A 25,635-nucleotide genomic window follows, 5' to 3' on the forward strand; every position below is an offset into this window, starting at 1 on the left:
ATTCATATAAGATTTCTTATTGCTGAGACTTTAGGTTCTTAAATGCGCAGGTAGACGCACTGTTTGAGTTCTGGGCAGATCTATCGAGATCTATGTAGAGATGGCTGAGGTTTGGGTCCGAGGGTGCCTGGGGCTGCCTTGCGGAAAGCTCGTCCCGTTTTGAGCGTGGATACCGGGTCGCAGTTTCCGCTAGCGGGCCCAACCGGAAACTGCGACCCGGTTTTCGGCAAAATAACGGGATGCCTTTTCTGCAGGCGCGCTCAATAGCTCAATATTTCAAGTCACCTTTAGCTAACATTTACGCAGCTCAACGGCCCCACCTGCACGTTTTTTAGTAAACCTTGGCATACTCGGCGAACGGTATGAAGATGCCGGCCAGAGGGTATTGCAAACGGTCGCTCCCGTGGTATGTTTTTGCCCGAATCAAACCGGCGCGCATCGCCTGTAGCGTCGGTCAACAGAGAGGAAACTACCATGGCTCATCCCGTAATTGATGCCGACGAGTGCATCGCTTGTGGCGTTTGCGTCGACTCCTGCCCCGCTGGCGTTCTGGAGCTCCAGGACGTCGCTACCGTCGCTGACGAGGACTCCTGCGTCGCCTGTGGCGCTTGCCAGGACGCTTGCCCCGCTGGCGCGATCACTGAGATCGTCGAGGAGTAACAACTCCCCACTTGCACACTCAAAAGTACACCGTGCACAAAAAAGGAGGCTTCCGCATCGCCGCGAAGGCCTCCTTTTTGTTTGTGCGGATAACTAATTTGGCACCGCTGCAGATTGCCGCTTAGGGGCGTTTGCAGCATCGGCTACGATAGGTCGTCTTCGTAGGGCATGAGGTCAGCCAAGTAGCCTTTCTCCTTGAGCATGGCCTCGATCTCGTCGAGGGTCTGCTCGTCTTCCGCCGCGATGCGATGGAAGTGATAGCCGCTCGTCACCGTCAGCAGCGGAAAACTCTTGCCGCTGGCAATGCCTTCCAGATAGCGCTCGACATCGCGACGATTGCGGATGTCCAGGTCGGCCGTAATCTTACCGTACACGCGGTGATTGACAATCACGTTGAGCACGGCGCCGCCGGCGTCGACGATACTCGTGAGCTCATCGCCTGCCTGCTCCACGCTGTGGCGAACCTTGACCAAGCGCGTAGGCACGGCGGGGCTGCTGGGGGCCTCCTGCAGCACGTAGCCGCGGTTGGTCGCCACGATATCGTGCCCATCGGCGCGCAGCAGGGCGATGTCCTGCACCACGATCTGGCGGCTCACACCCACCTCGCGGGCAAGCGCGCTGCCCGATACGGGCCCCTTGGCCCCCTCGAGCACGGCCATGATGGCACGGCGACGCTCGCGGGCGTTCATTATTTACCGTCCAGCAGACGCAGGTGCTTAAGCGAGAGGTCGAGGATCGGCGCGGAGTGCGTCAGGGCGCCCGAGCTAATAAAGTCAACGCCCAGGTCGGCAAGCGCGCGGATATTGCTGGCATCCACGTTGCCCGAGCACTCGGTCTTGGCGCGGCCGGCGATAAGTTCAATAGCGGCGGCCATGTCGTCATGGGTCATGTTGTCGAACATGATGATGTCGGCGCCGGCCTCCACGGCCTCGCGCACCATGTCCAGGTTCTCGCACTCGATCTCGACCGTCGTGGTAAACGATGCATGGGCGCGCGCCATCTCGATCGCGCGCGTCACGCCACCGGCGGCATCGATGTGGTTGTCCTTGAGCATGACGGCCGTCGACAGGTTGTAACGGTGGTTGCTGCCGCCGCCAATCTCAACCGCCGCCTTCTCAAACACGCGCATGCCCGGTGTGGTCTTGCGCGTGTCGACGAGCACGGTCTTGGTTCCCTCGAGCGCCGCGGCCATGCTGTGCGTATAGGTAGCGATGCCGCTCATGCGCTGCAGGTAGTTGAGCGCCACGCGCTCGCCCGAAAGCAGCACACGCGCATCGCCGCGCACCTGACCCACGTGGTCGCCGGCATGCACCTCGTCACCGTCGGCAACATCAAACAGCACCGAGCTCTGCGAATCCAGCAGCTCAAAGGTGCGAGCGAACACATCCAGGCCGGCAATGATGCCATCGGCTTTGGCGATAAGCTCCACCGTGGCGGGACGCGCCGTGGGGCACACGCTCGCCGTGCTCACGTCCTCAAACGTAATGTCCTCGCGCAGAGCTTGCAGAATCAGATCATCGACGACGAGCTTCATGGTAATGGGATTCATGGTCTACTCCTCCACGGCCTGCGTGCCGGCGGCACGGGCCAAATCATCGATTGCCAGAGGGTCGGCGCCCAGGGCGCGATGACGGCCATCGAGCGCGGGATCGCCCGCCTGCTCCACGGCCAGCGACTCGCCGGTACGCATATACCACGCGGCGCGACGACCCCAGACCAGCGCCTCGAGCAGGCTGTTTGAAGCAAGGCGGTTCTTGCCGTGAACGCCGTTGCAGGCCGTCTCGCCCGCGGCGTAGAGCTCGGGCATCGAGGTGCGGCCGTCCTTGTCGACCCACACGCCGCCCATAAAGTAGTGCTGCGTCGGCGTAACGGGAATGGGCTCATCCAGGATGTCGCGACCGTCCTCCAGGCAGCGCGCGCGGATGTTGGCGAAGTGCCCGGTCACCACGTCGCGCTCGACGGGGGCAAAGCTCAGCCACTCGTGCTCGGTGTCATCCTGCTTCATCTGCTCGCGGATGGCGGCGGCGACAACGTCGCGCGGCTGCAACTCGTCGGTAAAACGCTCGCCGGCGGCGTTGAGCAAAATCGCGCCCTCGCCGCGGCAGCTCTCGCTGATCAGGAACGTGCGACCCGGCTGCGGCGAGAACAGACCCGTGGGATGGATCTGCACGTAGTCCAGGTGCTCCATCTTAATGCCATGCTCCTGAGCGATGTAGCAGGCGTCGCCCGTGAGCTGCGGGTAGTTAGTCGAGTGGTCGTAGACGCCGCCAATGCCGCCCGTCGCCCACAGCGTGTGGCGGGCATGGATCTTAAACGGCTTACCGGCATGCACGCCCTCAGCGGCATTTGCCAGCTCGTCGGCGGGGCGAACCGAGTTGTCCTCGTCCACGGCTACGGCGACGACGCCGGTGCACACCGTGGCGTCATCGCGCTCGGCGGTCAGGATGTCGGTCATGGCCACGTGCTCCAAAATCTGCACGTTGTCCAGCTTGCGAACGGCCTGGAGCAGCTTGGTCGTGATCTCCTTGCCCGTAATGTCGGCATGGAAGGCAATGCGCGGACGGCTGTGCGCGCCCTCGCGGGTAAAATTGAGGCTGCCGTCGGCCTTGCGCTCAAAATCCACGCCCATCGCTAGCAGGTCGTTGATGACCGAGCGGCTCGAGCGAATCATGATGTCGACGCTCTCGCGGCGGTTCTCGTAGTGGCCGGCGTGCATGGTGTCCTCAAAGAAGGCATCGTAGTCCGAGCCTTCGGGCAGCACGCAGATGCCGCCCTGCGCGAGCATCGAATCGCACTCATCGACCGCGCCCTTGGAGAGCATGATCACGCGCGTGCTCGTCGGCAGATTGAGGGCCGCGTACAGACCCGCCACGCCGCAGCCGGCAATGACGACGTCGCACTCCATATCGGGGTATTGCTTGGTTTCCACAGGAATCCTCTCCCTTGAATGTGACATAAGGGACCGTCCCTCATGCAACATTGTTCTAGCGTGCTGCGTACTCGAGCATACGGTCGAGCGTGAGCTTGGCCTGGTCTGCTGCCTCGTCCGAGACGCCGATCTGCACCTCGCCCTCGCCCGTCTCCAGGCAGCGCACGAGCTTTTCGAGCGTGATGAGGTCCATGTTGACGCAGGTGGGCTGCACCGCGGGGAAATAGAACTTCTTGCCGGTGCCCTGGCAGCGGCGCTCGAGCTCGTAGAGCACGCCGCGGACCGTCACGATAATGAACTCGCTCGCGTCGGACTCCTCGGCATACTTGATGATGCCGGCAGTAGAGCCGATGTAGTCGGCCTCGGCCAGGACGTCGGCCTTGCACTCGGGGTGCGCCAGCACGAGCGCGTCGGGGTGCGCCTCCTGCGCGTCGACGATCTGCTCGACGGTGATGATGTGATGACGCGGGCAGTAGCCGTTGTTGAGGATGACGTGCTTTTGCGGCACCTGCTCGGCTACGAAGCGGCCCAGGTTTTGGTCGGGAATGAACAGAATATGCTGCTGCGGCAGCTCGGACACGATCTTAACGGCGTTGGAGCTGGTGACGCACACGTCGCTCCAGCTCTTGATCTCGACCGTGGAGTTGACGTAGCAGACGACAGCCAGGTCGTCGCCGTACTCGGCGCGCGCCGCGTCGACCGTCTCGCGCTTGACCATGTGCGCCATGGGACAGTCCGCGCCCGGCTCGGGCAGCAGCACGGTCTTGGTGGGGTTGAGCAGCTTGGCGCTCTCGCCCATAAACTCCACGCCACACAGCACGATAGTCTGTTGCGGCAGGCTCTTGGCAAGCTTTGCCAGGTAGAAGCTGTCGCCAACGTAATCGGCAACGGCTTGGACCTCGGGCGCCACGTAATAGTGCGCTAGGATCACCGCGTCACGTTGGGTTTTTAGTTGCTGAATGGCCTCGACGAGCTCTGCGGGCACCAGTGCCGCGCGCTCCGTTGCCGTCGTTGCCGATGCCAGGCCGGCCGCGATATCGCGTGCAAGCTCCGATGCATCCATGTTCGCGCTCTGTGCCATCAAGGCCCCTCTCTTTTGGCGAATCTTGGGGCTTTAGTATGACACCTAGGTTTACAGCTGACAAGACAGCTGTAAACCTAGGTGTAAAGTTGAAATAAAGATTCAATCATGTGGCAGGTCCATTTTCGAACCGGCAAGCTATGGATAGCCGAGTTCTCGATAGCGCAGGAGGCATCTTTCGCCACCGCAATACCGCTCGGCGCGAGTTGCGCGACGTGGGGCGCAAATGGGACACGCCTCCGCGAGCGGTCCGCACCCAATGTGGCAAAATCGAACTACTAAGGGGGCTCAGAATGCTCAAGATTATTGCCTGCGACGATGATGTCGCTTTTCTAGATAGACTGCACCGGATGATCGACCGTTGGTCGACCGAGACGGGCACGGCGGTCGATGTTGCGCTCGTCACGCGCGGCGAGGACCTGCTGGCCCGCCATGCCGCATCGCGCGCCGACATCATTCTGCTCGACATGATCATGCCGCTCGTCAACGGCATGGACACCGCACGCGAACTGCGCCAGGCCGACACCGCCGTGCGCCTGGTGTTTCTCACCTCGTCGCCCGAGTTCGCACTGGAGTCCTACGAGGTCCGTGCCTTCGACTATCTGCTCAAGCCCGTGACTTACGAACGCCTGGCGCAGTTACTCGACGAGCTTTCGAGCATGCGCCCGGCGGCAACCGACGAGCTCGTGATTAAAACTTCCTTTGGCTACCACGCCCTGCGCCTGTCCGACATCGAATATGCCGAGGCGCGCAACAAGCACGTGGTCTTCCACCTGCGCGACGGACGCGATATCGAGGCACTCGAATCGTTCCGCAGCGTCGAGGACCGTTTGGCGCAAAATGCCACCTTCTTTAAATGCCACCGTAGCTACCAGGTCAACTTGCGCAACATCGACCACTTCGATCGCACGGACATCGTCATGCGCTCCGGCGCGTGCATTCCGCTGTCGCGCAGCTGCAAGCAGGGATTCCAAGACGCCTACTTTGCGGTGCGCTTTGAGGGCGGGAGACACTGATGGTCTCCTCGGTCGAAATGGTCCTTTGGGCAATCCACCACGCCACGACGCTGCTCTTTGGCGTCTTTGCCTCGGCGGCGCTGTGCGGTGTCGAGATCAACCGGCGTCATGCGCTCGAGTTGGTGGGGGTCGGAGCCGCAACCGGATGCGCATTTGGCCTCGCCAATGCCGTCGGCGGAGAGCTTTTTGCCCGTCAGGTCTATCCGCTCGTCGTGCATCTGCCGCTCGTCATCTATTTGTGCGCGCGCTACCGCCTGAGCCCGCTGCTTGCCGTGCTCGGCATTACGAGCGCCTATCTGAGCTGCCAGTTCAGCAATTGGATGGGCATCGCCGCATTTGCCGCAACCGATTCTCAGATCGCGTACTATCTGGCGCGCATCGCGACCACACTCGCCGTCTTTGCCGTCCTGTTGCATTGGGCCGGCGACATCGGTCCACGCTTGGCGATTAAAAGCACCACCGAGCTGGGCATCCTTTTAATCCTGCCGCTCGTCTATTACGTCTTTGACTACGCCACCAACGTCTACACCACGCTGTTCCACTCGGGCTCGGTGGTGACGGTTGAGTTTTTGGCCTTTGCGCTCTGTGCCTTCTATCTTATGTTTCTTGCCGTTTACCTGCGCGAATACGAAGAAAAGGAAACCGCCGAGCGAGAGCGCTGGATGCTCGAAACCCGCGACAGCGCCGCCATTAAAGAGCTCGAGGCCTGGCGTCAATCTGGGCGCGAGCTGTCGATTCTTCGCCACGACATGCGCCACTTCCTACGCGGCCTGGCCGCTTTAATTGAGGAGGGCCACACCGACGAGGCGCTCAAACGCATCGATGAACTCTGCGAAGCCGGCGACCGCACCGCCGTACGCCGCTTCTGCGCCAACGAAACGGTAAACATTGCGCTTTCGTCATTTAACTCGGAAATCAATAGAAACGGCATTACCGCCAACCTGCGCGCCGCCGTGCCCGAAACCATCCATGTAGGTGACGCCGACCTGTTTAGCGTGCTCTCAAATGCCTTGGAAAACGCTATCACCGCCGCAAGCGCCGCACCCCAAGGAAAGCGATTCGTCGACTTTGACCTGCGATTAGAGGACGGCCAGCTGCTGCTGTTAGTTTCCAATACGTTTGACCGCGCGCCGCGCATGGTCGACGGCATGCCCGTGACCCGGCATGCGGGCCACGGCTTTGGCACCAAGAGCATCAAACTTGCCGTGGAGCGCATGAACGGCAACTGTCAGTTCCGCATTAACGGCGATCGGTTTGAGCTGCGCGCTGTGATGTAAGGGCGCGGGCGCGACGGATTTGCGTTCCGCGGGTACGGCTCGCCCGCTCGGGGTCGCTTGTCGACGCGGGCTCGCTACAGCGGGGCGGCCGCCGGAGTCAGCTGCTTGATGTAGGCCCACATGCGCTGCTTAGCGGCCTTGTCGGTGAGTGCCGCCTCAAAGCCGTCGAGCGCGAGCACGCGGCGGCCCTGCACATGGGCGACCAGGCCGGGCTTGAGCATGGCGGTGTCGAAGTCATCGATCGCCACGAGCATATCGGCGTAGGTCTCGCGCATGGCGTCAGCCGCGTTGTTGTCGAGCAGTAGCACTGCCTCGGGGTCCAAAGCCTCAAGCGCCTCGCGGAACAGCTCGCACGGCAGAGTCTCGCCCACCGCGACCGCTCCGTCACCCACGCCGGCGACGCTTGCCAGCACGCAAAAATCCTCGGGCGCGTAGCCGATGGCCCCGAGCGCCTTGCGTAACGCCGCGCCATCCGGGCCGGCAGCAAGCTCGCCACCCGAACGCTCGGCCTCGTCCAAATCGCCTTTGACCAGCACGATCGGCGAGCACGCGTTGCCCGCGATACGCACGCCACGGACCGCAAGCGATGTGAGCTCCTGCTCGGCCGCCTGGGCGATGGCTTCTTTTTTCTGGCTTTGTGACGTGGGCATGCGCTCTCCAATCGTTTGCGTGCCCACCATTATATAAAAGAGCCGCCCGCGAGTGGTTGCTTTGCGGGCGGCTGGGTATAAGCACGGTCGTACTGAGTTTTACGCGGCCGGACCGCGTCGCATTATGGAGGTCACCATGGCTGACATTAATCAGATTACCCCCGAGAACTTCGATTCCATCGTTAACGACAGCCTGCCCGTGCTGGTCGATTTTTGGGCACCGTGGTGCGGGCCCTGTCGATCCCTCTCGCCCATCGTTGACGAGGTTGCCGATGAGCTGGCGGGCAAGCTTGCCGTTGCCAAATGCAACGTCGACGACAACCAGGACCTGGCCATGAAGTATGGCGTCATGAGCATCCCCACGCTGATTGTGTTTAAGAACGGCGAGGAGATTGACCGCTCGGTTGGCGCTCTGCCCAAGGCGAGGCTGCAGGCGCTGCTGGAGAAGCATCTGTAATACGCTTGTTACTTACCCGCCGTCCATGAGCGGTTTTGCACCGCTCGCCGGACTGCCGGGCGCGGCGCGGACGACCACGGATAGTATGGTAGTTACAAACAGCCCCCAGTGAACGGGTGCGGGTCGCACAGACTCGTACCCGTTTTCTTATGCAGCTGCGCGCAGAGCGGGCGTAGTAAAATCTGAACCACTGAACTGCCCCATACAAAAGGAGATTTTCCATGCATGATGTTGGAATGAACATGAGCCAGCTTGCCATGAGCGTCAAACAGGTCGACGACACCATCGAGCTCGCTCATGAGTGGAGCCATCAGCTGCTGCATGCGACCGAGAATTTTGACATGGAGCGCATCGGCGCCAAGCTCGAGGCCGCCATGGCCGCGCTGCACGAGGCGCATGACGCGCTCGAGGGCTACGAGGAAGCCATCGAGGCCGACCACAACTCCGTCGGCTCCGTGAAGCTGGTGTAACGTGGCCGAACATGAGCACGGCTGCGGGTACGAGCACGAGCATCCGCACGGGGCGGACGGCGACGCAGGCTGCCACTGTAGTGGCTCCGGCTCCGAGCTGGTCCGCTTTTCGGTTACCGCACCCGACGACCTGCTGCGCCGTTTTGACGAGCAGATCGCGCGCCGCGGCGACGTGGCCAACCGATCCGAGGCCGTGCGCGACCTGATTCGCGCCTCGATCGCCAAGGAGCAGATGCGCACGCCCGATGAGCACGTTATCGGGTCGCTCACCATGATTTACGACCATCACACCGGCGACCTGACGCGCCGCCTGGACGAGGTGCAGCACGACTACACCGATGAAATCGTATCGACCATGCACGTGCATCTGGATCACCACAACTGCTTGGAGATCCTGGCGCTCAAAGGTCGCGGCGAGCGCGTCTACGAACTAGCCGACCGCCTGCTGGGCCTGCGCGGCGTTAAGCACGGCGAGCTCACGTGCGCCGCCACCAAGCAGAGCCTGGGGCTGTAACAGCACACATTTCAACGAAGGAGGGTCGCATGCGACATGCGCATATCCATGTAACGGGCATTGTGCAGGGCGTCGGCATGCGGCCGTTTGTGTATCGCGAGGCCATGGCGCACGGCATTTGCGGCTGGGTGCTCAACGCGGGCGACGGCGTGCATATCGAGGCGCACGCTCCGGCCGATGCGCTCGATGCTTTTGTTGCCGCGCTTTCTGAGCATGCGCCTGCGGCAGCCCGCGTTGAGCGAGTCGATATTGCGGATTTGGGGCCTGGCGGCTGGAGCGCTGCCAATGAACAGGGCTTTCGCATCGTAGCATCGCAGGACCAGACCGCGCACACGACGCTCGTCTCGCCCGATATCGCCACCTGTGACGATTGCCTGCGCGAGTTGTTCGATCCCGCCGACCGACGCTATCACTACCCCTTTATCAACTGCACTAACTGTGGCCCACGCTTTACCATCATCCGCTCGCTACCTTACGATCGAGCGGCTACCTCGATGGACCGTTTTCCCATGTGTCCCAAGTGCGCCGCGGAGTATGCCGACCCACTCGACCGGCGTTTTCACGCGCAGCCCGATGCCTGCTTTGATTGCGGACCGCATATTACGTGGCGCGAAGCGGGCGTGGGCGATGGGCCGGGCGAAGCCGCCGCGTCGCTGGCCGTCGGCACCACACGCGAGGCCAGCGACGCCATTATCGACCGCTGTGTTGAGCTGCTGGCCAGCGGTGGCATCGTCGCCATCAAGGGCCTGGGCGGATTCCATCTATCCTGTGACGCTGCCAACGAGCAGGCGGTGGCTGAGCTGCGCCGTCGCAAGCGTCGCAGCAATAAGCCGCTTGCCGTCATGGTGCGCAGTCTTGCCGATGCCGGGCGCCTGTGTCATATCGACGATGCTGAACGCAATCTGCTCGCTGGCAGTATCCGCCCAATCGTGCTGCTGCGCCGGCGGGCTGTTTGCGGGAACGACGGCGATTCTTCCGACGCCCTCGTACTCGCACCGTCCGTCGCGCGCGACCTGCCCGAGCTTGGCGTTATGCTCCCCTATACGCCGCTTCAACATCTGTTGCTTGCCGTGGCAGAAGCCTGCGGTATGCACGCGCTCGTCATGACCAGCGGCAACCTGAGCGAAGAGCCCATCGAGACCGATGACGATCTTGCCTGGGAGCGCCTCGTTGCCGCCGGCATTGCCGACGCGCTGCTCGGCAACGATCGAGCGATTCTCTCGCGCTATGACGATTCCGTGGTGCGCGTGGTCAACGGCGCCGTTATGCCCGTTCGCCGCGCTCGCGGATATGCACCCCAGCCGCTGCCGTTGCCGGCGCTCGACCGCGCTCCGTCCTGCGTGCTCGCCTGCGGGCCACAACAAAAGGCCACGATTGCGCTCACGCGTGAAGGGACGAACGGCGAGGCGACCTGTTTTGTGTCGCAGCATATCGGCGATGTTGAAAACGGCGGGACCTTCGATGCCTGGAACGCTGCGCGCACGCGCTTGGAAGATCTCTTTGATTTGGCGCCCGCCGCCTTGGCTTGCGATGTACACCCCAGTTATCTATCGGGCCAGTGGGCGCGCGAGCAGGCGCGAAAATGCAATCTGCCGCTCGTCGAGGTGCAGCACCATCATGCGCATATCGCGAGCGTAATGGCCGAAGCCATCGCCGCGGGCCAGCTTACAACCGACGCGCGCGTCCTTGGCATCGCCTTTGACGGCACCGGCGCCGGCACCGATGGGACCATTTGGGGCGGCGAGTTTCTTGTTGCCAGCCTTGGCGGCTTTGAGCGCACCGCGCATTTGCGCACCTGGGCGCTCCCCGGTGGGGCGGCCTCCGTGCGCGACGCCCGCCGCAACGCCTTTGCCCTGCTCAGTGAGCTCGGCCTGCTCGAGCACCCAGGTGCCGCTCGGCTTTTGGGCAGCCTCGACGAGCAAACGCGCAGCGTGACAGCCACCATGATCGAGCGCGGCATCAACAGCCCGCGTACCAGCAGCATGGGGCGTCTCTTTGATGCCGCGGCAGCAATTCTGGACATCTGCGACAAGGCAACCTACGAGGGCGAACCCGCCATCGAGCTCGAAGCCGCCGCCTGGCGCGCGCTCGACAGCGAAGGCGTCCATTTTCCCGACGACAATGCCGGCTATTCCACATCTGACCCATCGCGGCTGGACGGCCCCGATGTTCTGGACCAGAAAGCGCTCTTTGAGGCACTTTTGGGAGGAATTGAAGCCGGAGCGCCCGCCGACAGGCTCGCACTCGATTTCCATGTCGCCGTCGCGCGCTCCTCGGCGCGCATCGCCAGCGATATCTGCGTGCACGAGGGCATCGACACCGTCGCGCTCTCGGGCGGCGTGTTCATGAACCGACTTCTGCTTCAGCTTCTCACCCGCGAGCTCAAAAGCGCAGGCTTTACTGTCCTTGTCCCCCACACCGTACCCGTCAATGACGGCTGCATCGCCTACGGTCAGGCAGCAGTCGCACGCACTCGTCTTGCGCAGATTGCATCACAGTAGCTCGCCCTCGCACGCCGCCGCGCCCAGCCGTCTCACAGGCGTAACGCGTTTGCCCGCGAACCCCGCGAGCGCTACCATCAACTGATGGATTATTGAGCGCCCGTCCAGCGCAAAGCGTATAAAAGGGGAACAATATGTGCCTTGCCGTTCCCGGTAAAGTAGTCAAACGCGACGACGACCTCAAGGCCACCGTCGACATGATGGGCATCGAGCGCCCCGTGTCGCTGCGACTCGTGCCGACGGCGCAGGTTGGCGACTATATTCTCGTACACGCCGGCTTTGGCATCCAGATTGTCGACGAGCAGGAAGCACAGGAAACGCTCGAGCTTGTTAATGCCATGTCCGAGCTGGTCGAAGAAGACCAGCTGACCACCAACCCGGCGGAGGCTTACTAGTGGCGCCCGAGCAGCCGGCGCGCTCCGGTATCGATTTCTCGGCATTCCGCGATCCCAAGCTGGCTCGCGAGCTCATCGAGCGCATTCATGAGCTTGTCGGCGACCGCACCATCAACCTTATGGAAGTCTGCGGCACGCATACCGTGAGCATCGGACGCTATGGCTTTCGCTCCATTATGCCGGCCGGGCTCAAGCTGCTGAGCGGCCCGGGCTGCCCCGTCTGCGTCACCGCCAACCGCGACATCGACCACGCAATCGCGCTCGCCAACATAGACGGCGCCATCATCACCACCTTTGGCGACATGATGCGCGTGCCCGGATCATCCACCTCGCTCGCTGCGCAAAAGGCGGCGGGGCGCGATATCCGCATCGTCTATTCCCCGCTCGACGCGCTCGACATTGCCGAGCAAAACCCTGATCGCCCGGTCATTTTTATGGGCGTGGGCTTTGAGACTACGACGCCCACCATCGCCGCCGCCATCTTGGAGGCCGAGGCGCGCGGGCTTTTGAACTTCTCGGTCTATTGCGCCCACAAGACCACGCCGCCGGCGTTGCGCGCCATCGCCAACGACCCCGAGACCACCATCGACGGCTTTATCCTACCGGGCCACGTCGCCACCATCACGGGCTTGGCGCCCTTTAGCTTTTTGGTCGACGAATTCAATACCCCGGGCGTGGTCACGGGATTTGAACCGGTCGATATCCTGCAGGGCATCTGCATGCTGGTCCAGATGGTTGTCGAGGACAGGCCGGCGATTGACAACGCCTACCGCCGTGGCGTCAACGCAGACGGCAATCCCGTGGCGCGCCAGCTGGTCGAGCAGGTGTTTGAACCATGCGACACCACGTGGCGCGGTCTGGGGCCGATTGCCAACTCGGGCCTTTCCATCCGCCCCGAGTTCTTGCGTTTTGATGCCCGCGCTCGCTTTGACGTGCCCGTTGAGGCGACGGTCGAGCCGCGTGGATGCCGCTGCGGCGACGTGCTGCGCGGGGCCATTACGCCGAGCAGCTGCCCGCTCTTTGGCCGCACCTGCACGCCCGAGCACCCCGTCGGCCCGTGCATGGTGAGCTCCGAGGGCAGCTGCGCGGCGTACTACCGCTACCGTAACTAGTCCGGACGCACCCGCACACTGGCACCACCCACGATTGGAGTTTTCGATATGTCCCATAGCGTTACCGATAGCACCGTCCTGCTGGGCCACGGCTCCGGCGGCCAGATGATGAAACGCATCATCGATGAGGTCTTTTTGGATGCCTTTGGGTCGCCCGAGCTGCTCGAAGGCAACGACGCCGGCGTCGCCACGCTGCCCGCGAGCGGGCGCATCGCCATGTCGACCGACAGCTTTGTAGTCTCGCCGCAGTTCTTCCCCGGTGGCAACATCGGCCGCCTCGCCGTGTGCGGAACCGTCAACGATGTCGCGACCTCGGGCGCCAACGTGCGCTACCTATCGTGCGGCTTCATCCTCGAAGAGGGCTATCCCATGGATAAGCTCCACCAGATTGTGCAGACGATGGCCAAAACGGCGCACGAAGCGGGCGTGTCCATAATCACGGGCGACACTAAGGTGGTCGAGCGCGGCGGGGCCGACGGCGTCTATATCAATACCGCCGGTGTGGGCGAGGTACCCGCGGGCGTGGCGCTCAGTGGCGCAAACTGCCGGCCCGGCGACGTCATCCTGGTGTCGGGCACACTGGGCGACCACGGCATCGCCATCATGAGCCAGCGCGAGGGCTTGGCGTTTTCGAGCACGATCGAAAGCGATGCCGCACCGCTCAACCACCTGATTGCCGACGTTCTGGCCGCAGCGCCCGGCACGCGTTGCTTTCGCGACCCCACGCGCGGTGGCCTGGCCTCGACGCTCAACGAGTTTGCGCAGGCCAGCGGCGTTGCCATGGAGGTCGACGAGGATGCCGTGCCCGTGCGTCCCGACGTGCAGGCCGCCTGCGAGATGCTCGGCTACGATGTGCTGCAGGTGGCAAACGAGGGCAAGATGGTTGCCGTCGTGCCGGCCGAGCAGGCCGATGCGGCTCTAACCGCCATGCGCGCCGCCCACTACGGCGAAAACGCCGCCATCATCGGTCGCGTGCTGCCACTTGCCGAGGGCGCCCGTCCCGCCGTGCGTGTGCGCACCGGCTGGGGCTCGACCCGCATCCTCGACATGCTCGTGGGAGAGCAGCTGCCGAGAATTTGCTAACGACGGCATCCGTGCGCCACCGCGCTTTGAACAATGCGCTTTTGATCGCTCAGCACAAGAGACCCCCACGACCGAGTTGAATCGGTCGCGGGGGTCCTTGCATTTGCGAGCTTTGCCGTTATCTACACTCGGAACTTTGGATACGTCAGCAGTACGAGCGAGACGCTCACGCCCAGCTGTATGAGAATCTGGCGAACGTCGCCGATGCCTCCAAGCGCCATGATAGGCAGCAAGGTAACGAGCATCGACGTGGCTTTTGCCCGCCTACTCCCCGCAGCCGCTCTCGATTAGCGCCACGAGGGCATCGACGGCGGCCGCCTCGTCGGCGCCGTCGGCTGCAATCTCAATCTCGCAACCACAGGCCATTCCCAGGCTCATAACCATCAGGATCGACTTGGCGTCTTTGGCGTCTCCGCCCACCTTACCAACGGTGATCGAGCTCTCGTACTTGCTCGCCTCCTGCACAAACAGCGATGCAGGGCGCGCGTGGATGCCGCTCGGATTCTTGACGACCGTCGTCTTGGAAACCATCTCTACTCCTTACTCCACCACGATGTTATCGGTTGCGGTGTCGGCGCCGTTGCTGGCGATGAGTTTCTTGTAGTAGAAATAGGACTTCTTTCGCCCCAACGCCATGCTTCCATTGCCAAAATCGTCAACATCGACCGAAACAAAGCCGTATCGTTTGCTTACCTCGGAAGTTCCGGAACTTACCAGATCAATCGGACCCCACCACGCATAACCAAATACATCCACACCATCCTTAATTGCTTCAGCGAGCTGCTCGACATGGCGCTTCATATAGTCGATACGATAGTCGTCCTCGACATATCCATTCTCGTCGAGCTCATCTATGGCTCCAAGACCGTTCTCAGAGATAAAAATAGGCAAATGGTAACGATCGTAAATATGATTAAGAGTGATACGGAAACCAATGGGGTCGATAGGCCATCCCCATTCCGACGCCTCAAGATAGGGATTTTTAATTGCCGTAACCAAAGAGCCCGAGGGCTTGGGGACCGGCTCACCCTTATAGCGCATGATGTAGGTCATGTAGTAACTGATCGTTACGAAATCGACAGTACCCGACTTGAGCACCCCAGCATCACCCGGCTGCATATCAATATGAATATCGTTCTCATCAAAGAAACGATCCATGTAATACGGGTATTCGCCTTTAGCCTGGACGTCACTGTAGAACCAGTTGAAGTGGTCTTCGAACAGAACCTGGAGCTGATCTTCGGGCTTGGGGGTCTCAGCATAGTTCTCGAGTCGGCAGAGCATGTTTCCGATCTTTGCATCCGGATCAATTTCGTGGCACTTCATAACGGCCTTGGCGCTCGCAACAAATTGATTATGGGAAACCTGATACTTAAGCTCCCAATTGTCGCGATACGGATTCTCCGGAGTCTTAGAATCCTCTTCGCTCATAATGACGCCACTGCAGGTGAAAGGATTGGTAAGAACATTGTTGATTTCGTTGAACGTAAGCCAGTATTTAACTTTCCCCTTGTAACGCCTAAAGCAAGTCTCCGCATAACGCTCAAATGCTTCGACAGTGTGGCGGCTTTTGAAACCACCGTATGCTTCGGCAAGATGAAGCGGGGTATCGAAGTGGCACAGCGTCACCATTGGCTCCATACCGAGCTTGTGGCATTCATCAAACACGCGGTCATAAAAAGCCAAACCGACCTCGTTTGGCTGAGCATCGTCACCGTTGGGGAAAATGCGGCTCCAGCTGATCGACATGCGGAAAACCTTAAATCCCATACCCGCAATCTCGGCCAGTTGCTCCTTATAGCGATGATAAAAATCGATTCCCCGACGCTTGGGAAGATTGTATTGCTCGGGATGTAGCTTCATTTGCTCCAACATCTCGGCGGTAACGGAATTATGCGGGAGAGGCTGACCTTCATATCCACGATTCGCCTCGCGAGAAATAAACGGAGCGAAATCAGAGGTTGCAAGCCCGCGACCCCCCTCATCAAACGCACCCTCAATCTGATTTGCAGCCGTTGCTCCTCCCCAGAGGAAGCCATCAGGAAATGCGCTCTGCTTCTTAACAGTATCCATAAATCTAGTTCCTTAAAGATGGAGTTCTTAAAAATAGAGGGAGACCTTTGTCGCAATCTCCCTCGCGTCAACCAATTGGAAGATTCGAATTACTGACCGGCGCGGATAGCCAGTGCGCGCACAATCGGCATCATCTTTTTAACCATATGAAGTTCAGCACTAATGGTCATGAGAGTGTCCTGAGCATGCGTAAAAAGCAACGAGTACTCGACTTCCTCACCTGCCGCTTGGGCTTGAATCGTGGCAGTCTGCACTTTATGCGCGGTCAGAATCTTTGCATCCGCTTGGGCAAGGTGCTCCTCTGCCGCATCAAAATCAAACTCCGCCAAGCTATCCAACGCCTGGTCAATACAAGTCCTACCGTCACCAGTATTTAAAATGACTTCCATAGCCACAGCGCTGATGTCAATTGCGTCACTCATCGTTCGCTCCCGTCGTTGTAGAATCTGCAGCTGCCAGCACAACTTTTTCGGATGGACCATTCTCAGAAGCAGTCTCGGAAATGTTTGCAGCCTTCCTTGCCTCACGAGCGACACGTTTTGCCGCCTTCTTCGCAGCGCGCTCAGCCTCGCTTTTCTGCTCGTCCTCTGCGGCATGTTTGTCGAAAACCTTAAAGAAGGGATACCAAATGATTGCCGCAAGAATCAGGTTCACCACGACAAGCACCACGTTGCGAAAATCTCCGTTGGAAAGGAAGTAAGCCGAAACCGCGTTGGGAAGGAAGTTCATCGCAAACATCTGGGTATGGAGACTTGCCCAGTCGAACTGCAGCCACAGATAGGCATTTGCGGGCAGAATGATAGCTTGAAGAATAACCGGGATGAACAGATAGGGATTATTAACGATAGTGGAAAAAACCAGAGGCTCATTGATATTAAAGAGGGACGGCACGAACGTCGCCTTACCGAGCGTGCGGTTCTTTTTGGATTTCGAGAACAGCATCATAAACGCCAGAGGCAAAGTGTTGAGCTCTCCGCCAATCATGTAGTAGCGCGAAAGGCCATACGCATTGATGTTGGTCGGCGTAGCCCCCGCGGCAACTGCAGCCATATTCTCAGCCATACCACCCTGGGTGATCGGAAGCGTCACCGAAATAAACGCCCAGCCCGAAACACCAAAGAAGTAGAACACGTCCATCACCAAAGCCATAAACACAACGCCGGGGAGAGACTGGCCAAAACTGGTAACGGGTGAAAGAATCAGCGCAATTACGGTAAAGACATCAATTCGAACAAGAAACGTCAGCAGAAACGCAATTGTAAGGCTCAGCAAAATTGGGATAATGCTGTCGAACCAGCTTTTAACAAAATCAGGGATAACCGATTCTTCACCGAAGAAGCTATGATGCGCTGCGAACTTGTAGATTGCACCGACCGTGATACCCACTGCCATAGCCGCAAACATGCCGCTCGAGCCGAACTTCCACATCTCGAAGGCCATGCCCTCATCGACCGTCTGGGGATTCATGCACAGCATAAAAGCGCCGACGCCGGTAAAGCCAGCGATCAGGGCCCTACCTTTATCGTCCTCCTTGACACAGACGCTGTGAGGAATGATAAAAGCGATGAACATTCCTACGAGACCAAACGAGTAGGTATTAAGCGCTGACAGGTCAGGTAGAGCGGGCACAAAATTACGAACCACATTAAAAAGGCTCGGAATTGCCGAGACCATTGTAAACGGAACGATATACAAAACGGCATTGGCAACGATTCCAAACCAATAGCTCGACGTAAGCTTATTGACAACGGGGACAACGTTCTTTTCGATGCTCCCTTGGACTTTTTCCATCACATTAGACATATCAAGCACACCCTATTCGCCATCAAAATCTATGTCGAGAAGATCGTAGGCATCTTCGAGAATCCCCTCGCCATCAAGCGACGCATAATAATCAGGGTCGATTGACATTACCTTTACACCGTAAGGCTCAAGCATTTTTTGCGTCGCCGGAACCTCGGCGGCAAAATGCGGCCCCAAGAGGAGGGCATCGATCTTATCGGCATAGTCCATAATTTCAGATTTGCTGACCGCATTGATGGTGCAGTCAAGGCCCTTGGACTTTGCGACCCTGCGCATGCCCGCCGCCATAAAGCCGGTCGAGGCACCGATGCCGCAAGCGAGGAGAATACGGACGGTGCCGTTCTCGTCTGCCATGGGGTACTCCTTTCCCAATAAGCGGGCCCAAGGCAGCTCCGATGCCGCCGCAGTCCCCGCCATGTTCTTGAGCGTCCGTGTCGACCCGGCCGCCCTTGACCGTGACCGCACTATACGCGGCAGAGGGTTCTTGCCGCCAACCGTCTTTTTGCCGCATGGCGGCAAGGCGGCAGATTTTCCGCTTGCGCGGCAAGCCGGGCGGTTTTCCGCTTGGGCGGCAAATTGAAAAAGACGCCCCGTCTTTCCCTGAGATACCATGGGGCGGTACACCCTATCTGCCGATCATCTCTGGGAGAAAACCATGTCGAGCGCCAAGCAGAACCGCATCAACCGCATGATCAATGTGCTCGAAAACAGCAGCTCCTGGATATCTTCCTCTATGCTCGCCAGCTTGTTGGGCGCAAGCGAGCGCAGCATCCGCAACTATGTTGCCGAGGTCAACGAGGCCGGTACACGACATATCGAATCATCTAAAGAGGGGTATCGTCTTGCTGCAACAACGTCGGCCGCCGGCAATGCCCCGGCCTCCCTCCTCGGCAACGCCGATATCGTCCCCGCTGGCAGCGATTCGCGGCGCGACTTCACCATCTCGCGCCTTGTGAACGCGCGCGACGGACTCTCCGTCTTCGATGTGTCCGACGAGCTCTTTATCAGCGAAAGCACGTTTCAGAGTTCCGTGATGCCGCAGGCGCGGGCGCTCGTGCGACAGTTTGACCTCAATATCGAGACACATGACTACCGCATGACGCTCACGGGGCGTGAGGCCGACAAGCGCAAACTTCTCGGCCACATAGCCACGCACAACTCCTATGGCTACTTCACCTCGACCAAGACGCTCGAGAACATGTTTCCCGGCTTTGATGTGCAAGGAATCCTCTCGAGCCTGGTCGAGATTTGTCAGCGCTCGGACCTGTTTATCAACAACTACGCGTTCTCCAACCTGCTCATGCACCTGCTGGTGATCATTATCAGGCTCACCTCGAACAACGAGCTCAGCGAGGTGGACGGCCCCATCGACGGAGACGGCCTGGTGGCGCAGCTTGGGCAGCGTGAGCAGATTGTGCGCTGCGCCCAGTGCATCGCCGCCTACTTTGAGAAGGAGTTTGGCTGCGCCGTCCCGCGTGCCGATTTTCAGCAGATCCTGCTGCTTCTGGCGCTTTCCGTCGAGCGCTGCGATTTTGGCGACCTCAACCGCGAGAAGCTCGCAAGCATCATCGACCGCGATTTTATGGACATGGTCCTGGGGATTCTCGACGAGTGTGGCGAGCGCTACAACCTGCCGCGCTTTATCGACGAGCCTATGCGCTTGCAGCTCGTCCTGCATATGTTTAACGCCTACCAGCGCGCCGTCTACCACGTAAGCTACCCCAACCCGCTCGCCGCGCAAATCAAAAGCGAACACGCACCGGTCTACGACATGGCGGTCTATATCGCCCACCGTTTCTCGACCGCCATGAATGTTGAGGTAGGCGAGAACGAAATCGCGTTTATCGCCTTTCACATCGGCGCCTACTTTGAGAAGTTCTCTGCGCCCGACGGTGCCATCACCTGCACGGTGATTATCGAGGAGTATCACGATTTTGCACGCAGGCTCGTCGACGACCTCAAGTCCGAGTTTGGCGACGACATAAGTGTTGTTGCCGTGATGAGCTGTGATGGCTACCTGGCCGATCCTCCCGAGAGCGATGTGGTGATTGCAACGATCGACGTGCCGGTTTGCGGCGGCAGCACCAAGATCTTGATTGGGCCAATCCTCACTAAGCAAAACGTGCGAAAGATCCGCGACCGGCTTTGCGCTATCCAAGAGCAACGGCGGCGCCTCTATGCCCAGGGCCTTTTGGGGCGCCTGCTACAGCCGGGGCTGTTTATGCGCAACGTAGACGCAAACGACGCCACAAGCTGCATCGACCGAATGGGAGAGCTTTTGGCCGCTCAGGGGCTCGCAACGCCCGAGTATATCGCTGACGTGCATCTGCGCGAGAGTGTCTCGTCGACGGCGTTTACCGACAGCCTTGCCATGCCTCACGCGATCTCGGTATATCCCGAGCGCTCGTTTATCGCCGTGGCCCACAATGACGCCTCGATTCCCTGGGGACGCCACGACGTGCGGTTTGTGCTGCTTATAGGCATCGCGCAGGAAGACATGGGGCTCTTTAGAGATGTGCTCGACCTGATTATCGAGGTGTTCTCCTCGGTAGAGACAACGATGAGGCTCATGCAGACCGACACGTTCGAGGAGTTTCTGGCTGCGCTTACGCATGATATCGGGTAGAGGGCTCGACCCGCATTCTCGACATGCTCGTGGGAAAGCAGCTGTCGAGAATTTGCTAGGGCGGAATCGCATGATTGGCGCGATGTCACCTGATATCCCTGGAGATGTTCAGATTCCAAGCACGCCCAACGCATAAGCCCAGTATTATGAGGTGCGTTTTAAACCCAACGACGGGAGCTTTCATGGCAGCAGCCTTTTCCCATGTGATCTTTGATCTGGACGGCACCATCCTCAACACGCTCGAGGACCTGGCGGCCGCCGGCAACCATACCTGCGAGACGCACGGCTGGCCTACGTTTGCCGTCGACGAGTACCGCTACAAGGTGGGAAACGGCATGCTCAAGCTGGTTGAGCGCTTTATGCCCGCCGAGTATGCGGGCGACGGCCGCATGTTTGAGCAGACGCTTGCCGAGTTTAGGGCTTACTACGGCGAGCACAAGGAGGACCACACCGCCCCCTATGCCGGCACAATCGAGATGCTCGACCGCCTGCGTGCCGCGGGCGTGCAGCTTGCCGTGCTCACCAACAAGGACCACGTCTCGGCCGCTCCGCTTATCGAGAAGTATTTTGGTTCCGAGCGCTTTGCGCTGGTGCAGGGCCGCGTCGATGCGTTTCCCCCCAAGCCCGAGGCGCCAGTTACGCTGCATGTGATGGAAGAGCTGGGCGCCGACCCAACGACCACGCTCTACGTAGGCGATTCCAATGTCGATATCCTGACCGGCCACAACGCCGGCCTTAAGAGCGCGGGCGTCAGCTGGGGCTTCCGCGGCCGCGCAGAGCTGGAAGCCGCCGGCGCCGACTACGTGGTGGACACCCAGGCAGAGCTCACGGCGCTGATTCTGGGCGAGTAACGCTGGTGCTGCTCAACCCAGCCGCCGCAATACCGTTGCGCGGAAAGTAGTCGTTGGGGACGTTCTTAAACGACTAGTCAAACAAGAACGTCACCAACGACTAGTCATTTAAGAACATCCCCAATGACTGCCATGGCAACGCCGATGTTTTGGCAACGACAGCGAGCGGTCACCAGAGCGAACAAATTGGCATGAAAAGAGGGCGGCATTGACCTTCTGGTCATGCCGTCCTCTTTGAATGACAAGTTGTCGCTCTGGTGACCGCGCAGCGTCGAGCAGTTGCGGCGTTTGGTAAAACGCCGCAACGAACTAGCTCAGCATTGCATCCATCATCTCGGAGTTGACGGAGTCGTCGGCAGACCACTCGCCGTCGTCGTTGCAGGTGTACTTGAAGATAACCGTGGTCTTCCTGGGCTCGGTGGCCTTGGTCACATCGACCATAACCTGACCGGCCATCTTATACAGCTCGTCATCGGAAGGAACCGCATCAAGCGCGGCGACCTTCTCCTGATACTGGGTGGAGAAGTCCTCGACGATCTTGTTCATGGACTTGCAGGTGATGGAGACCTCGGCGGTCGCGACACCCTTGTCCTCGTCGACCGTCACGTCGCCGATCTTGTAGTCAAAGCCTTCGAGATAGGTCTTGGCATACTCCTTGGGATCGATACCCAGCTGCTCGAACTCGTCGCCCGAAGCCTCCTCCAGACCAGAGAGGAAGTCGTCGCCACCGTTCTTGACCTCGTCAAACTGCGTCGTAAGATCCTCGGTGATGAGTTCCTCAACCGAAGGGCCTCCGCAACCGGAAAGCACGACCACGCATGCAACCAAGACGGCCATGAGGGGCGCAAGCAGCAGCTTCTTTTTCATGTTGTTCCTCCCAATGAGCGGCACCGCGCTTCCCGGACGCGGCACACGTTGTAATAAGTAAGCCCATACTATCCACTTATGAACACCCTCGGCAACGCGAAGGCGCGGTCGGTTCGTTTTAGCGTCCGAACGGTTTGCAAACCCGCCAAACGTGCAATAAAACGCTTCCCCGCGGTGCAATAAAAAAGGTGGCCGGAAAACCCGACCACCCTTGCACATCCTTTGGATGCCGCAGTTTACTTGCGGACGACCTTGACGATGGCGTCACCGGCGGCGACGGCAGACTCGGCCTCGACGGCGAGCTCGACGTCAGCAAACTCGGCGGTGTTGGACACGGCCACGACGACGCAGTCCTTGTAACCGGCGGCAGCGATCTTGGCGCGGTCGATCTTGAGTATGGGCTGGCCGGCCTTCACGACGTCGTCAGCCTTGACGAAGCCCTCGAAGCCGTCACCGTTCATGTTGACGGTATCGACACCAACGTGCACCAGAACCTCGATGCCGCTATCGGACTGCAGGCCCACGGCGTGACCCATGGTGACGGTCACCTTACCGTCGCAGGGAGCGTAGACCAGATCATCCTCGGGCCACACGGCACAGCCCTTGCCCAGAACCTCGCCACCAAAGACGGGATCGGGCACGTCGGCCATCTTGATGACCTTGCCCTTGACGGGCGAGCACAGCACGTCGGCGCCGGCAGAAGCAGAGATGGAGGCCGGGGCAGCGGCAGCCGCGGGCTCAGCCTTCTTCTTGAACATGTCAAACAGACCCATACGTTTTCTCCTCTTGATTAAGCGCAACGTTATGCGCATCCCTATGGTGATTATAGTGCTAAATGACCAAAATACTAAGGCGAGGGCTCGAATCGCAAGCCCTTCCCGGTAGTGCTCGTGGGATGAGCATCTCCTTTGCATCGCGGGTCGATAAGCCGAGTATCGCCTGCGCACGGGACGAGCAGAAGCGGGCGCACCAAGCCAGATACTTCTTTTCGCTCTCGAGTCCTGCCGCCGCCCCGTCCCTGACACTTCCTGATACCGACCGAAACGTGCCAAAATAAACCCATCCCTTTTTGGTAGGTTTGGCGAGTGTGGGAGTTCGCATGGATATCAAACGCAAGATCACCGAGGCGCAGGGCCTCACCCCCACCGAGCAACAACTCGGCATTGCAGCCCTTGCCATCGGCGAGGACATCCGCGGGCTTTCTATTAAGGAATTTGCCGCGCGCACCAACGTTTCTGTTGCGAGCGTGCACCGTTTTTGCAAAAAGCTCGGCCTCGAGGGCTTCAAAGATCTCAAGGTCGAGCTTATTCGCTTAGCAAGCGAGGCGGGAAACCGGCGCGACGTGGATATCAACTTTCCCTTCGATGCCACTTCCACGCCTGCGCAGGTTATGGAGCGCATGGAGGGGCTCTACCAGACCACGCTGGCCGAAACGCAGGAGCTGCTAGACCCCACGCAGCTCGACCACGCCGCCAAGCTCATCGCGAACGCCCGACAGGTCGACATCTACACGGGCTCGCACAACCTCTATCCAGCGGGAATGTTCCGCGACCGCCTGCTCTCCGCCGGCAAGAGCGCCACATGCTACGGCAACATCGAGGCACAGGTGCGCACGGCGCTTACCTCGGATTCAGACCGCGCGGCAATCGTTATCTCCTACAGCGGCCTTGCGCCCAACCTCAAGAAAATCTTGCCGATCCTCAGCAGCCGGCATGTCCCGGTCATCATCATCGGCACGCCCTACTGCGCGCGCATTCACCCCGGCTTTGCCGCCTACCTTACGGTGAGCGATCACGAGAGCATGACGCACCGCATCACGCAGTTCGCAAGCCACATCGCCGTGCAATACGTGCTCGATTCGCTCTACAGCAGCTACTTCGCCAAAGACTACGCCCGCTGCGCCGAATTCCTGGAGCGCTCGTTCCCCTACACCCGCCTGCCCGGGCTCAAGTAGTCATTTAAGAACGTCCTCAATGACTAATGGCCGACCTAATAACGACTTCTCGTCATTAGGTCGGCCATTTCAGCTCTAATAACTATTTATTCCGTAAACTCGTTATTAGAATCTGGCACAGGAGGCCAGGCTCACATGTGGCACCACAGCGGAAAACAGCTTGCCCCTGCGCCAACCGAATGAGCGTTGATTTTCGGACACCTATCCAACGAGCGTGGATAATCTCCCACTTTGAGGCCGTCACCGAGCCAAAACCGGGAGATTATCCACGCTCGTTTCTGACTAGTCATTGGGGACGTTCTTAAACGACTAGTCAAACAAGAACGTCCCCAATGATTACCACGGCAACACCGATGTTTTGGCAACGCCAGCGAGCGAGCCGCATTTGAGGCAAGGTGACGTGAAACGAAAGGGCGCTGACCTTTCGGTCGCGCCCTTGAAGTTGAACGTCAGATTGTCCAAATGCGGCCCGCGCAGCGTCGAGCCGTTACGCGATTTGGTAAAACCGCGTAACTACTACTCCCGAGCTCCGTACTGCTCGTAGTAGGCGTCGATGGCGGTCTTGAGCTCGTCATCGATGACAACCTTGCCGTCGATCTCGTGGTTGTAGAGGGTCTCGACGACCTCGGCCATGGAAACGATGCTCGCGACGGGGAAACCGTACTTTGCCTCGATCTCCTTCTGAGCGGTGGTCACACCGCCCTTGCCGACCTCCATGCGATTGAGGGACACGATCAGGCCCTTGATCTCGACATCGGCAGCAGCCTTGACCTTGGGATAGGTCTCGTCGATGGACTTGCCGCTGGTGGTAACGTCCTCGACCATGACCACGCGGTCGCCGTCCTTGGGCTCATAACCCAGCAGGTTGCCCTTATCGGCACCGTGGTCCTTGGCCTCCTTGCGGTCGCAGCAGTACTTGACCTCCTTGCCGTACAGCTCGTGGTAGGCAATTGCGGTAACAACAGCCAGCGGAATACCCTTGTAGGCCGGCCCAAACAGGACGTCAAAGTCGTCGCCAAAGTTATCGTGGATGGCCTGGGCGTAATACTCGCCCAGCTTCTTGAGCTGATAGCCCGTCACGTAAGCGCCGGCGTTCATAAAGAACGGGGACTGACGGCCGCTCTTGAGCGTAAAGCTGCCGAACTTAAGAACGTCGGACTCAACCATAAACTTGATGAACTCTTGCTTGTAAGCCTCCATGCGGGCTCCTCTCGTAATTGCGTACGTGCTCTTCAGTTTAGCGCAGGCGAGGCGTCGATGTGGGCGTGCTTTGAGGCCACATCCCCCCGTTAGAGTAAGGAACTGGGCGGCGGCTC

General features: G+C 59.7%; 27 protein-coding genes. 13 read left to right on the top strand and 14 right to left on the bottom strand.

Features of this window, described 5'->3' with window-relative positions:
* Nucleotides 1-474 precede the first annotated feature (474 nt).
* Nucleotides 475-660: a DUF362 domain-containing protein gene (locus tag DW870_RS03980; RefSeq protein WP_006235216.1), complete on the top strand. Its 186-nt coding sequence runs from the start codon at nt 475-477 to the stop codon at nt 658-660.
* Between the two features lie 143 nt (nt 661-803).
* On the opposite strand, the gene DW870_RS03985 is transcribed toward DW870_RS03980, so the two are convergent.
* Genes DW870_RS03985 through nadA form a run of 4 tightly spaced genes read right to left on the bottom strand, consistent with a single transcriptional unit; the run spans nt 804 to nt 4,670 of the window.
* The gene (locus DW870_RS03985; RefSeq protein ID WP_117876929.1) at nt 804-1,349 is read right to left on the bottom strand and encodes a transcription repressor NadR; all 546 of its coding nucleotides are present in this window, start codon (nt 1,347-1,349) and stop codon (nt 804-806) included.
* The gene (gene nadC / locus DW870_RS03990; RefSeq protein WP_035136620.1) at nt 1,349-2,209 is read right to left on the bottom strand and encodes a carboxylating nicotinate-nucleotide diphosphorylase; all 861 of its coding nucleotides are present in this window, start codon (nt 2,207-2,209) and stop codon (nt 1,349-1,351) included. The genes DW870_RS03985 and nadC overlap by 1 nt, the downstream gene beginning before the upstream one ends.
* A 3-nt stretch (nt 2,210-2,212) precedes the next feature.
* Nucleotides 2,213-3,616: an FAD-binding protein gene (locus tag DW870_RS03995; protein WP_192923956.1), complete on the bottom strand. Its 1,404-nt coding sequence runs from the start codon at nt 3,614-3,616 to the stop codon at nt 2,213-2,215.
* Nucleotides 3,617-3,644: 28 nt separating this feature from the next.
* Nucleotides 3,645-4,670: a quinolinate synthase NadA gene (nadA, locus tag DW870_RS04000; protein ID WP_117876932.1), complete on the bottom strand. Its 1,026-nt coding sequence runs from the start codon at nt 4,668-4,670 to the stop codon at nt 3,645-3,647.
* Between the two features lie 293 nt (nt 4,671-4,963).
* On the opposite strand from nadA, the gene DW870_RS04005 reads away from it, so the two are divergent.
* Both DW870_RS04005 and DW870_RS04010 read left to right on the top strand, forming a co-directional pair.
* Complete coding sequence (locus tag DW870_RS04005; protein ID WP_117770259.1) at nt 4,964-5,686, top strand: LytTR family DNA-binding domain-containing protein; 723 nt, start codon at nt 4,964-4,966, stop codon at nt 5,684-5,686.
* Nucleotides 5,686-6,963, top strand: coding sequence for a GHKL domain-containing protein (locus DW870_RS04010; protein WP_117770258.1), 1,278 nt, complete (start codon nt 5,686-5,688; stop codon nt 6,961-6,963). The genes DW870_RS04005 and DW870_RS04010 overlap by 1 nt, the downstream gene beginning before the upstream one ends.
* Nucleotides 6,964-7,037: 74 nt before the next feature.
* On the opposite strand, the gene DW870_RS04015 is transcribed toward DW870_RS04010, so the two are convergent.
* Nucleotides 7,038-7,613 carry a hypothetical protein gene (locus DW870_RS04015; RefSeq protein ID WP_055285316.1) on the bottom strand — a complete coding sequence of 192 codons (576 nt, stop codon included), beginning with the start codon at nt 7,611-7,613 and terminating at the stop codon, nt 7,038-7,040.
* A gap of 136 nt (nt 7,614-7,749) precedes the next feature.
* Here DW870_RS04015 and trxA point away from each other — a divergent pair, with 136 nt between their 5' ends.
* From trxA to hypE, 7 genes are all read left to right on the top strand, one after another.
* Entirely contained in the window at nt 7,750-8,070 is a 321-nt protein-coding gene (trxA, locus tag DW870_RS04020; RefSeq protein ID WP_022093990.1) for a thioredoxin, read from the top strand.
* A 221-nt stretch (nt 8,071-8,291) separates the two neighbouring features.
* The gene (locus DW870_RS04025; protein ID WP_006235225.1) at nt 8,292-8,540 is read left to right on the top strand and encodes a hypothetical protein; all 249 of its coding nucleotides are present in this window, start codon (nt 8,292-8,294) and stop codon (nt 8,538-8,540) included.
* A 1-nt stretch (nt 8,541) separates the two neighbouring features.
* Complete coding sequence (gene nikR / locus DW870_RS04030; RefSeq protein WP_118205863.1) at nt 8,542-9,054, top strand: nickel-responsive transcriptional regulator NikR; 513 nt, start codon at nt 8,542-8,544, stop codon at nt 9,052-9,054.
* Nucleotides 9,055-9,083: 29 nt separating this feature from the next.
* On the top strand, nt 9,084-11,555 hold the full coding sequence (gene hypF / locus DW870_RS04035) for a carbamoyltransferase HypF (protein WP_117770257.1): 2,472 nt from the start codon (nt 9,084-9,086) through the stop codon (nt 11,553-11,555).
* 134 nt (nt 11,556-11,689) lie between these two features.
* Nucleotides 11,690-11,950, top strand: a complete 261-nt coding sequence (locus DW870_RS04040) for a HypC/HybG/HupF family hydrogenase formation chaperone (protein ID WP_055310039.1) — start codon at nt 11,690-11,692, stop codon at nt 11,948-11,950.
* Nucleotides 11,950-13,062 (top strand): hydrogenase formation protein HypD, encoded by a 1,113-nt coding sequence (gene hypD / locus DW870_RS04045; RefSeq protein WP_233504644.1) that lies wholly within the window; start codon nt 11,950-11,952, stop codon nt 13,060-13,062. Before DW870_RS04040 ends, hypD begins: the two co-directional genes overlap by 1 nt.
* Before the next feature lie 48 nt (nt 13,063-13,110).
* Complete coding sequence (gene hypE / locus DW870_RS04050; protein ID WP_117770256.1) at nt 13,111-14,145, top strand: hydrogenase expression/formation protein HypE; 1,035 nt, start codon at nt 13,111-13,113, stop codon at nt 14,143-14,145.
* A gap of 122 nt (nt 14,146-14,267) precedes the next feature.
* Here hypE and DW870_RS09560 read toward each other — a convergent pair whose 3' ends face one another.
* The 6 genes from DW870_RS09560 to DW870_RS04075 form a co-directional block, all read right to left on the bottom strand.
* On the bottom strand, nt 14,268-14,390 hold the full coding sequence (locus DW870_RS09560; RefSeq protein ID WP_255413495.1) for a hypothetical protein: 123 nt from the start codon (nt 14,388-14,390) through the stop codon (nt 14,268-14,270).
* A gap of 19 nt (nt 14,391-14,409) precedes the next feature.
* On the bottom strand, nt 14,410-14,676 hold the full coding sequence (locus DW870_RS04055; protein ID WP_117583648.1) for an HPr family phosphocarrier protein: 267 nt from the start codon (nt 14,674-14,676) through the stop codon (nt 14,410-14,412).
* 9 nt (nt 14,677-14,685) lie between these two features.
* Nucleotides 14,686-16,218 carry a glycoside hydrolase family 1 protein gene (locus DW870_RS04060; protein WP_117583649.1) on the bottom strand — a complete coding sequence of 511 codons (1,533 nt, stop codon included), beginning with the start codon at nt 16,216-16,218 and terminating at the stop codon, nt 14,686-14,688.
* 89 nt (nt 16,219-16,307) lie between these two features.
* Nucleotides 16,308-16,640, bottom strand: coding sequence for a PTS lactose/cellobiose transporter subunit IIA (locus DW870_RS04065; RefSeq protein WP_117583650.1), 333 nt, complete (start codon nt 16,638-16,640; stop codon nt 16,308-16,310).
* Nucleotides 16,633-18,021 carry a PTS sugar transporter subunit IIC gene (locus tag DW870_RS04070; RefSeq protein WP_117770254.1) on the bottom strand — a complete coding sequence of 463 codons (1,389 nt, stop codon included), beginning with the start codon at nt 18,019-18,021 and terminating at the stop codon, nt 16,633-16,635. The genes DW870_RS04065 and DW870_RS04070 overlap by 8 nt, the downstream gene beginning before the upstream one ends.
* 12 nt (nt 18,022-18,033) lie before the next feature.
* On the bottom strand, nt 18,034-18,375 hold the full coding sequence (locus tag DW870_RS04075; protein WP_117583652.1) for a PTS sugar transporter subunit IIB: 342 nt from the start codon (nt 18,373-18,375) through the stop codon (nt 18,034-18,036).
* A 301-nt stretch (nt 18,376-18,676) separates the two neighbouring features.
* Here DW870_RS04075 and DW870_RS04085 point away from each other — a divergent pair, with 301 nt between their 5' ends.
* Nucleotides 18,677-20,647: a PTS sugar transporter subunit IIA gene (locus DW870_RS04085; RefSeq protein ID WP_158556923.1), complete on the top strand. Its 1,971-nt coding sequence runs from the start codon at nt 18,677-18,679 to the stop codon at nt 20,645-20,647.
* Nucleotides 20,648-20,829: 182 nt separating this feature from the next.
* Entirely contained in the window at nt 20,830-21,498 is a 669-nt protein-coding gene (locus tag DW870_RS04090) for an HAD family hydrolase (RefSeq protein ID WP_117770252.1), read from the top strand.
* A gap of 309 nt (nt 21,499-21,807) precedes the next feature.
* Here the strand turns inward: DW870_RS04090 and DW870_RS04095 are convergent, their stop codons facing one another.
* Nucleotides 21,808-22,365 (bottom strand): hypothetical protein, encoded by a 558-nt coding sequence (locus DW870_RS04095; RefSeq protein WP_117770251.1) that lies wholly within the window; start codon nt 22,363-22,365, stop codon nt 21,808-21,810.
* A gap of 236 nt (nt 22,366-22,601) precedes the next feature.
* Entirely contained in the window at nt 22,602-23,138 is a 537-nt protein-coding gene (locus DW870_RS04100) for a PTS glucose transporter subunit IIA (RefSeq protein ID WP_022093778.1), read from the bottom strand.
* 326 nt (nt 23,139-23,464) lie between these two features.
* On the opposite strand from DW870_RS04100, the gene DW870_RS04105 reads away from it, so the two are divergent.
* Nucleotides 23,465-24,319: a MurR/RpiR family transcriptional regulator gene (locus DW870_RS04105; protein ID WP_117770249.1), complete on the top strand. Its 855-nt coding sequence runs from the start codon at nt 23,465-23,467 to the stop codon at nt 24,317-24,319.
* Nucleotides 24,320-24,835: 516 nt separating this feature from the next.
* On the opposite strand, the gene pyrE is transcribed toward DW870_RS04105, so the two are convergent.
* Nucleotides 24,836-25,519, bottom strand: coding sequence for an orotate phosphoribosyltransferase (gene pyrE, locus DW870_RS04110; RefSeq protein WP_117848347.1), 684 nt, complete (start codon nt 25,517-25,519; stop codon nt 24,836-24,838).
* Nucleotides 25,520-25,635: the final 116 nt, after the last annotated feature.

The sequence above is a fragment of the Collinsella sp. AM38-1BH genome (assembly GCF_003467545.1).
In the GTDB taxonomy this organism is placed as follows: domain Bacteria; phylum Actinomycetota; class Coriobacteriia; order Coriobacteriales; family Coriobacteriaceae; genus Collinsella.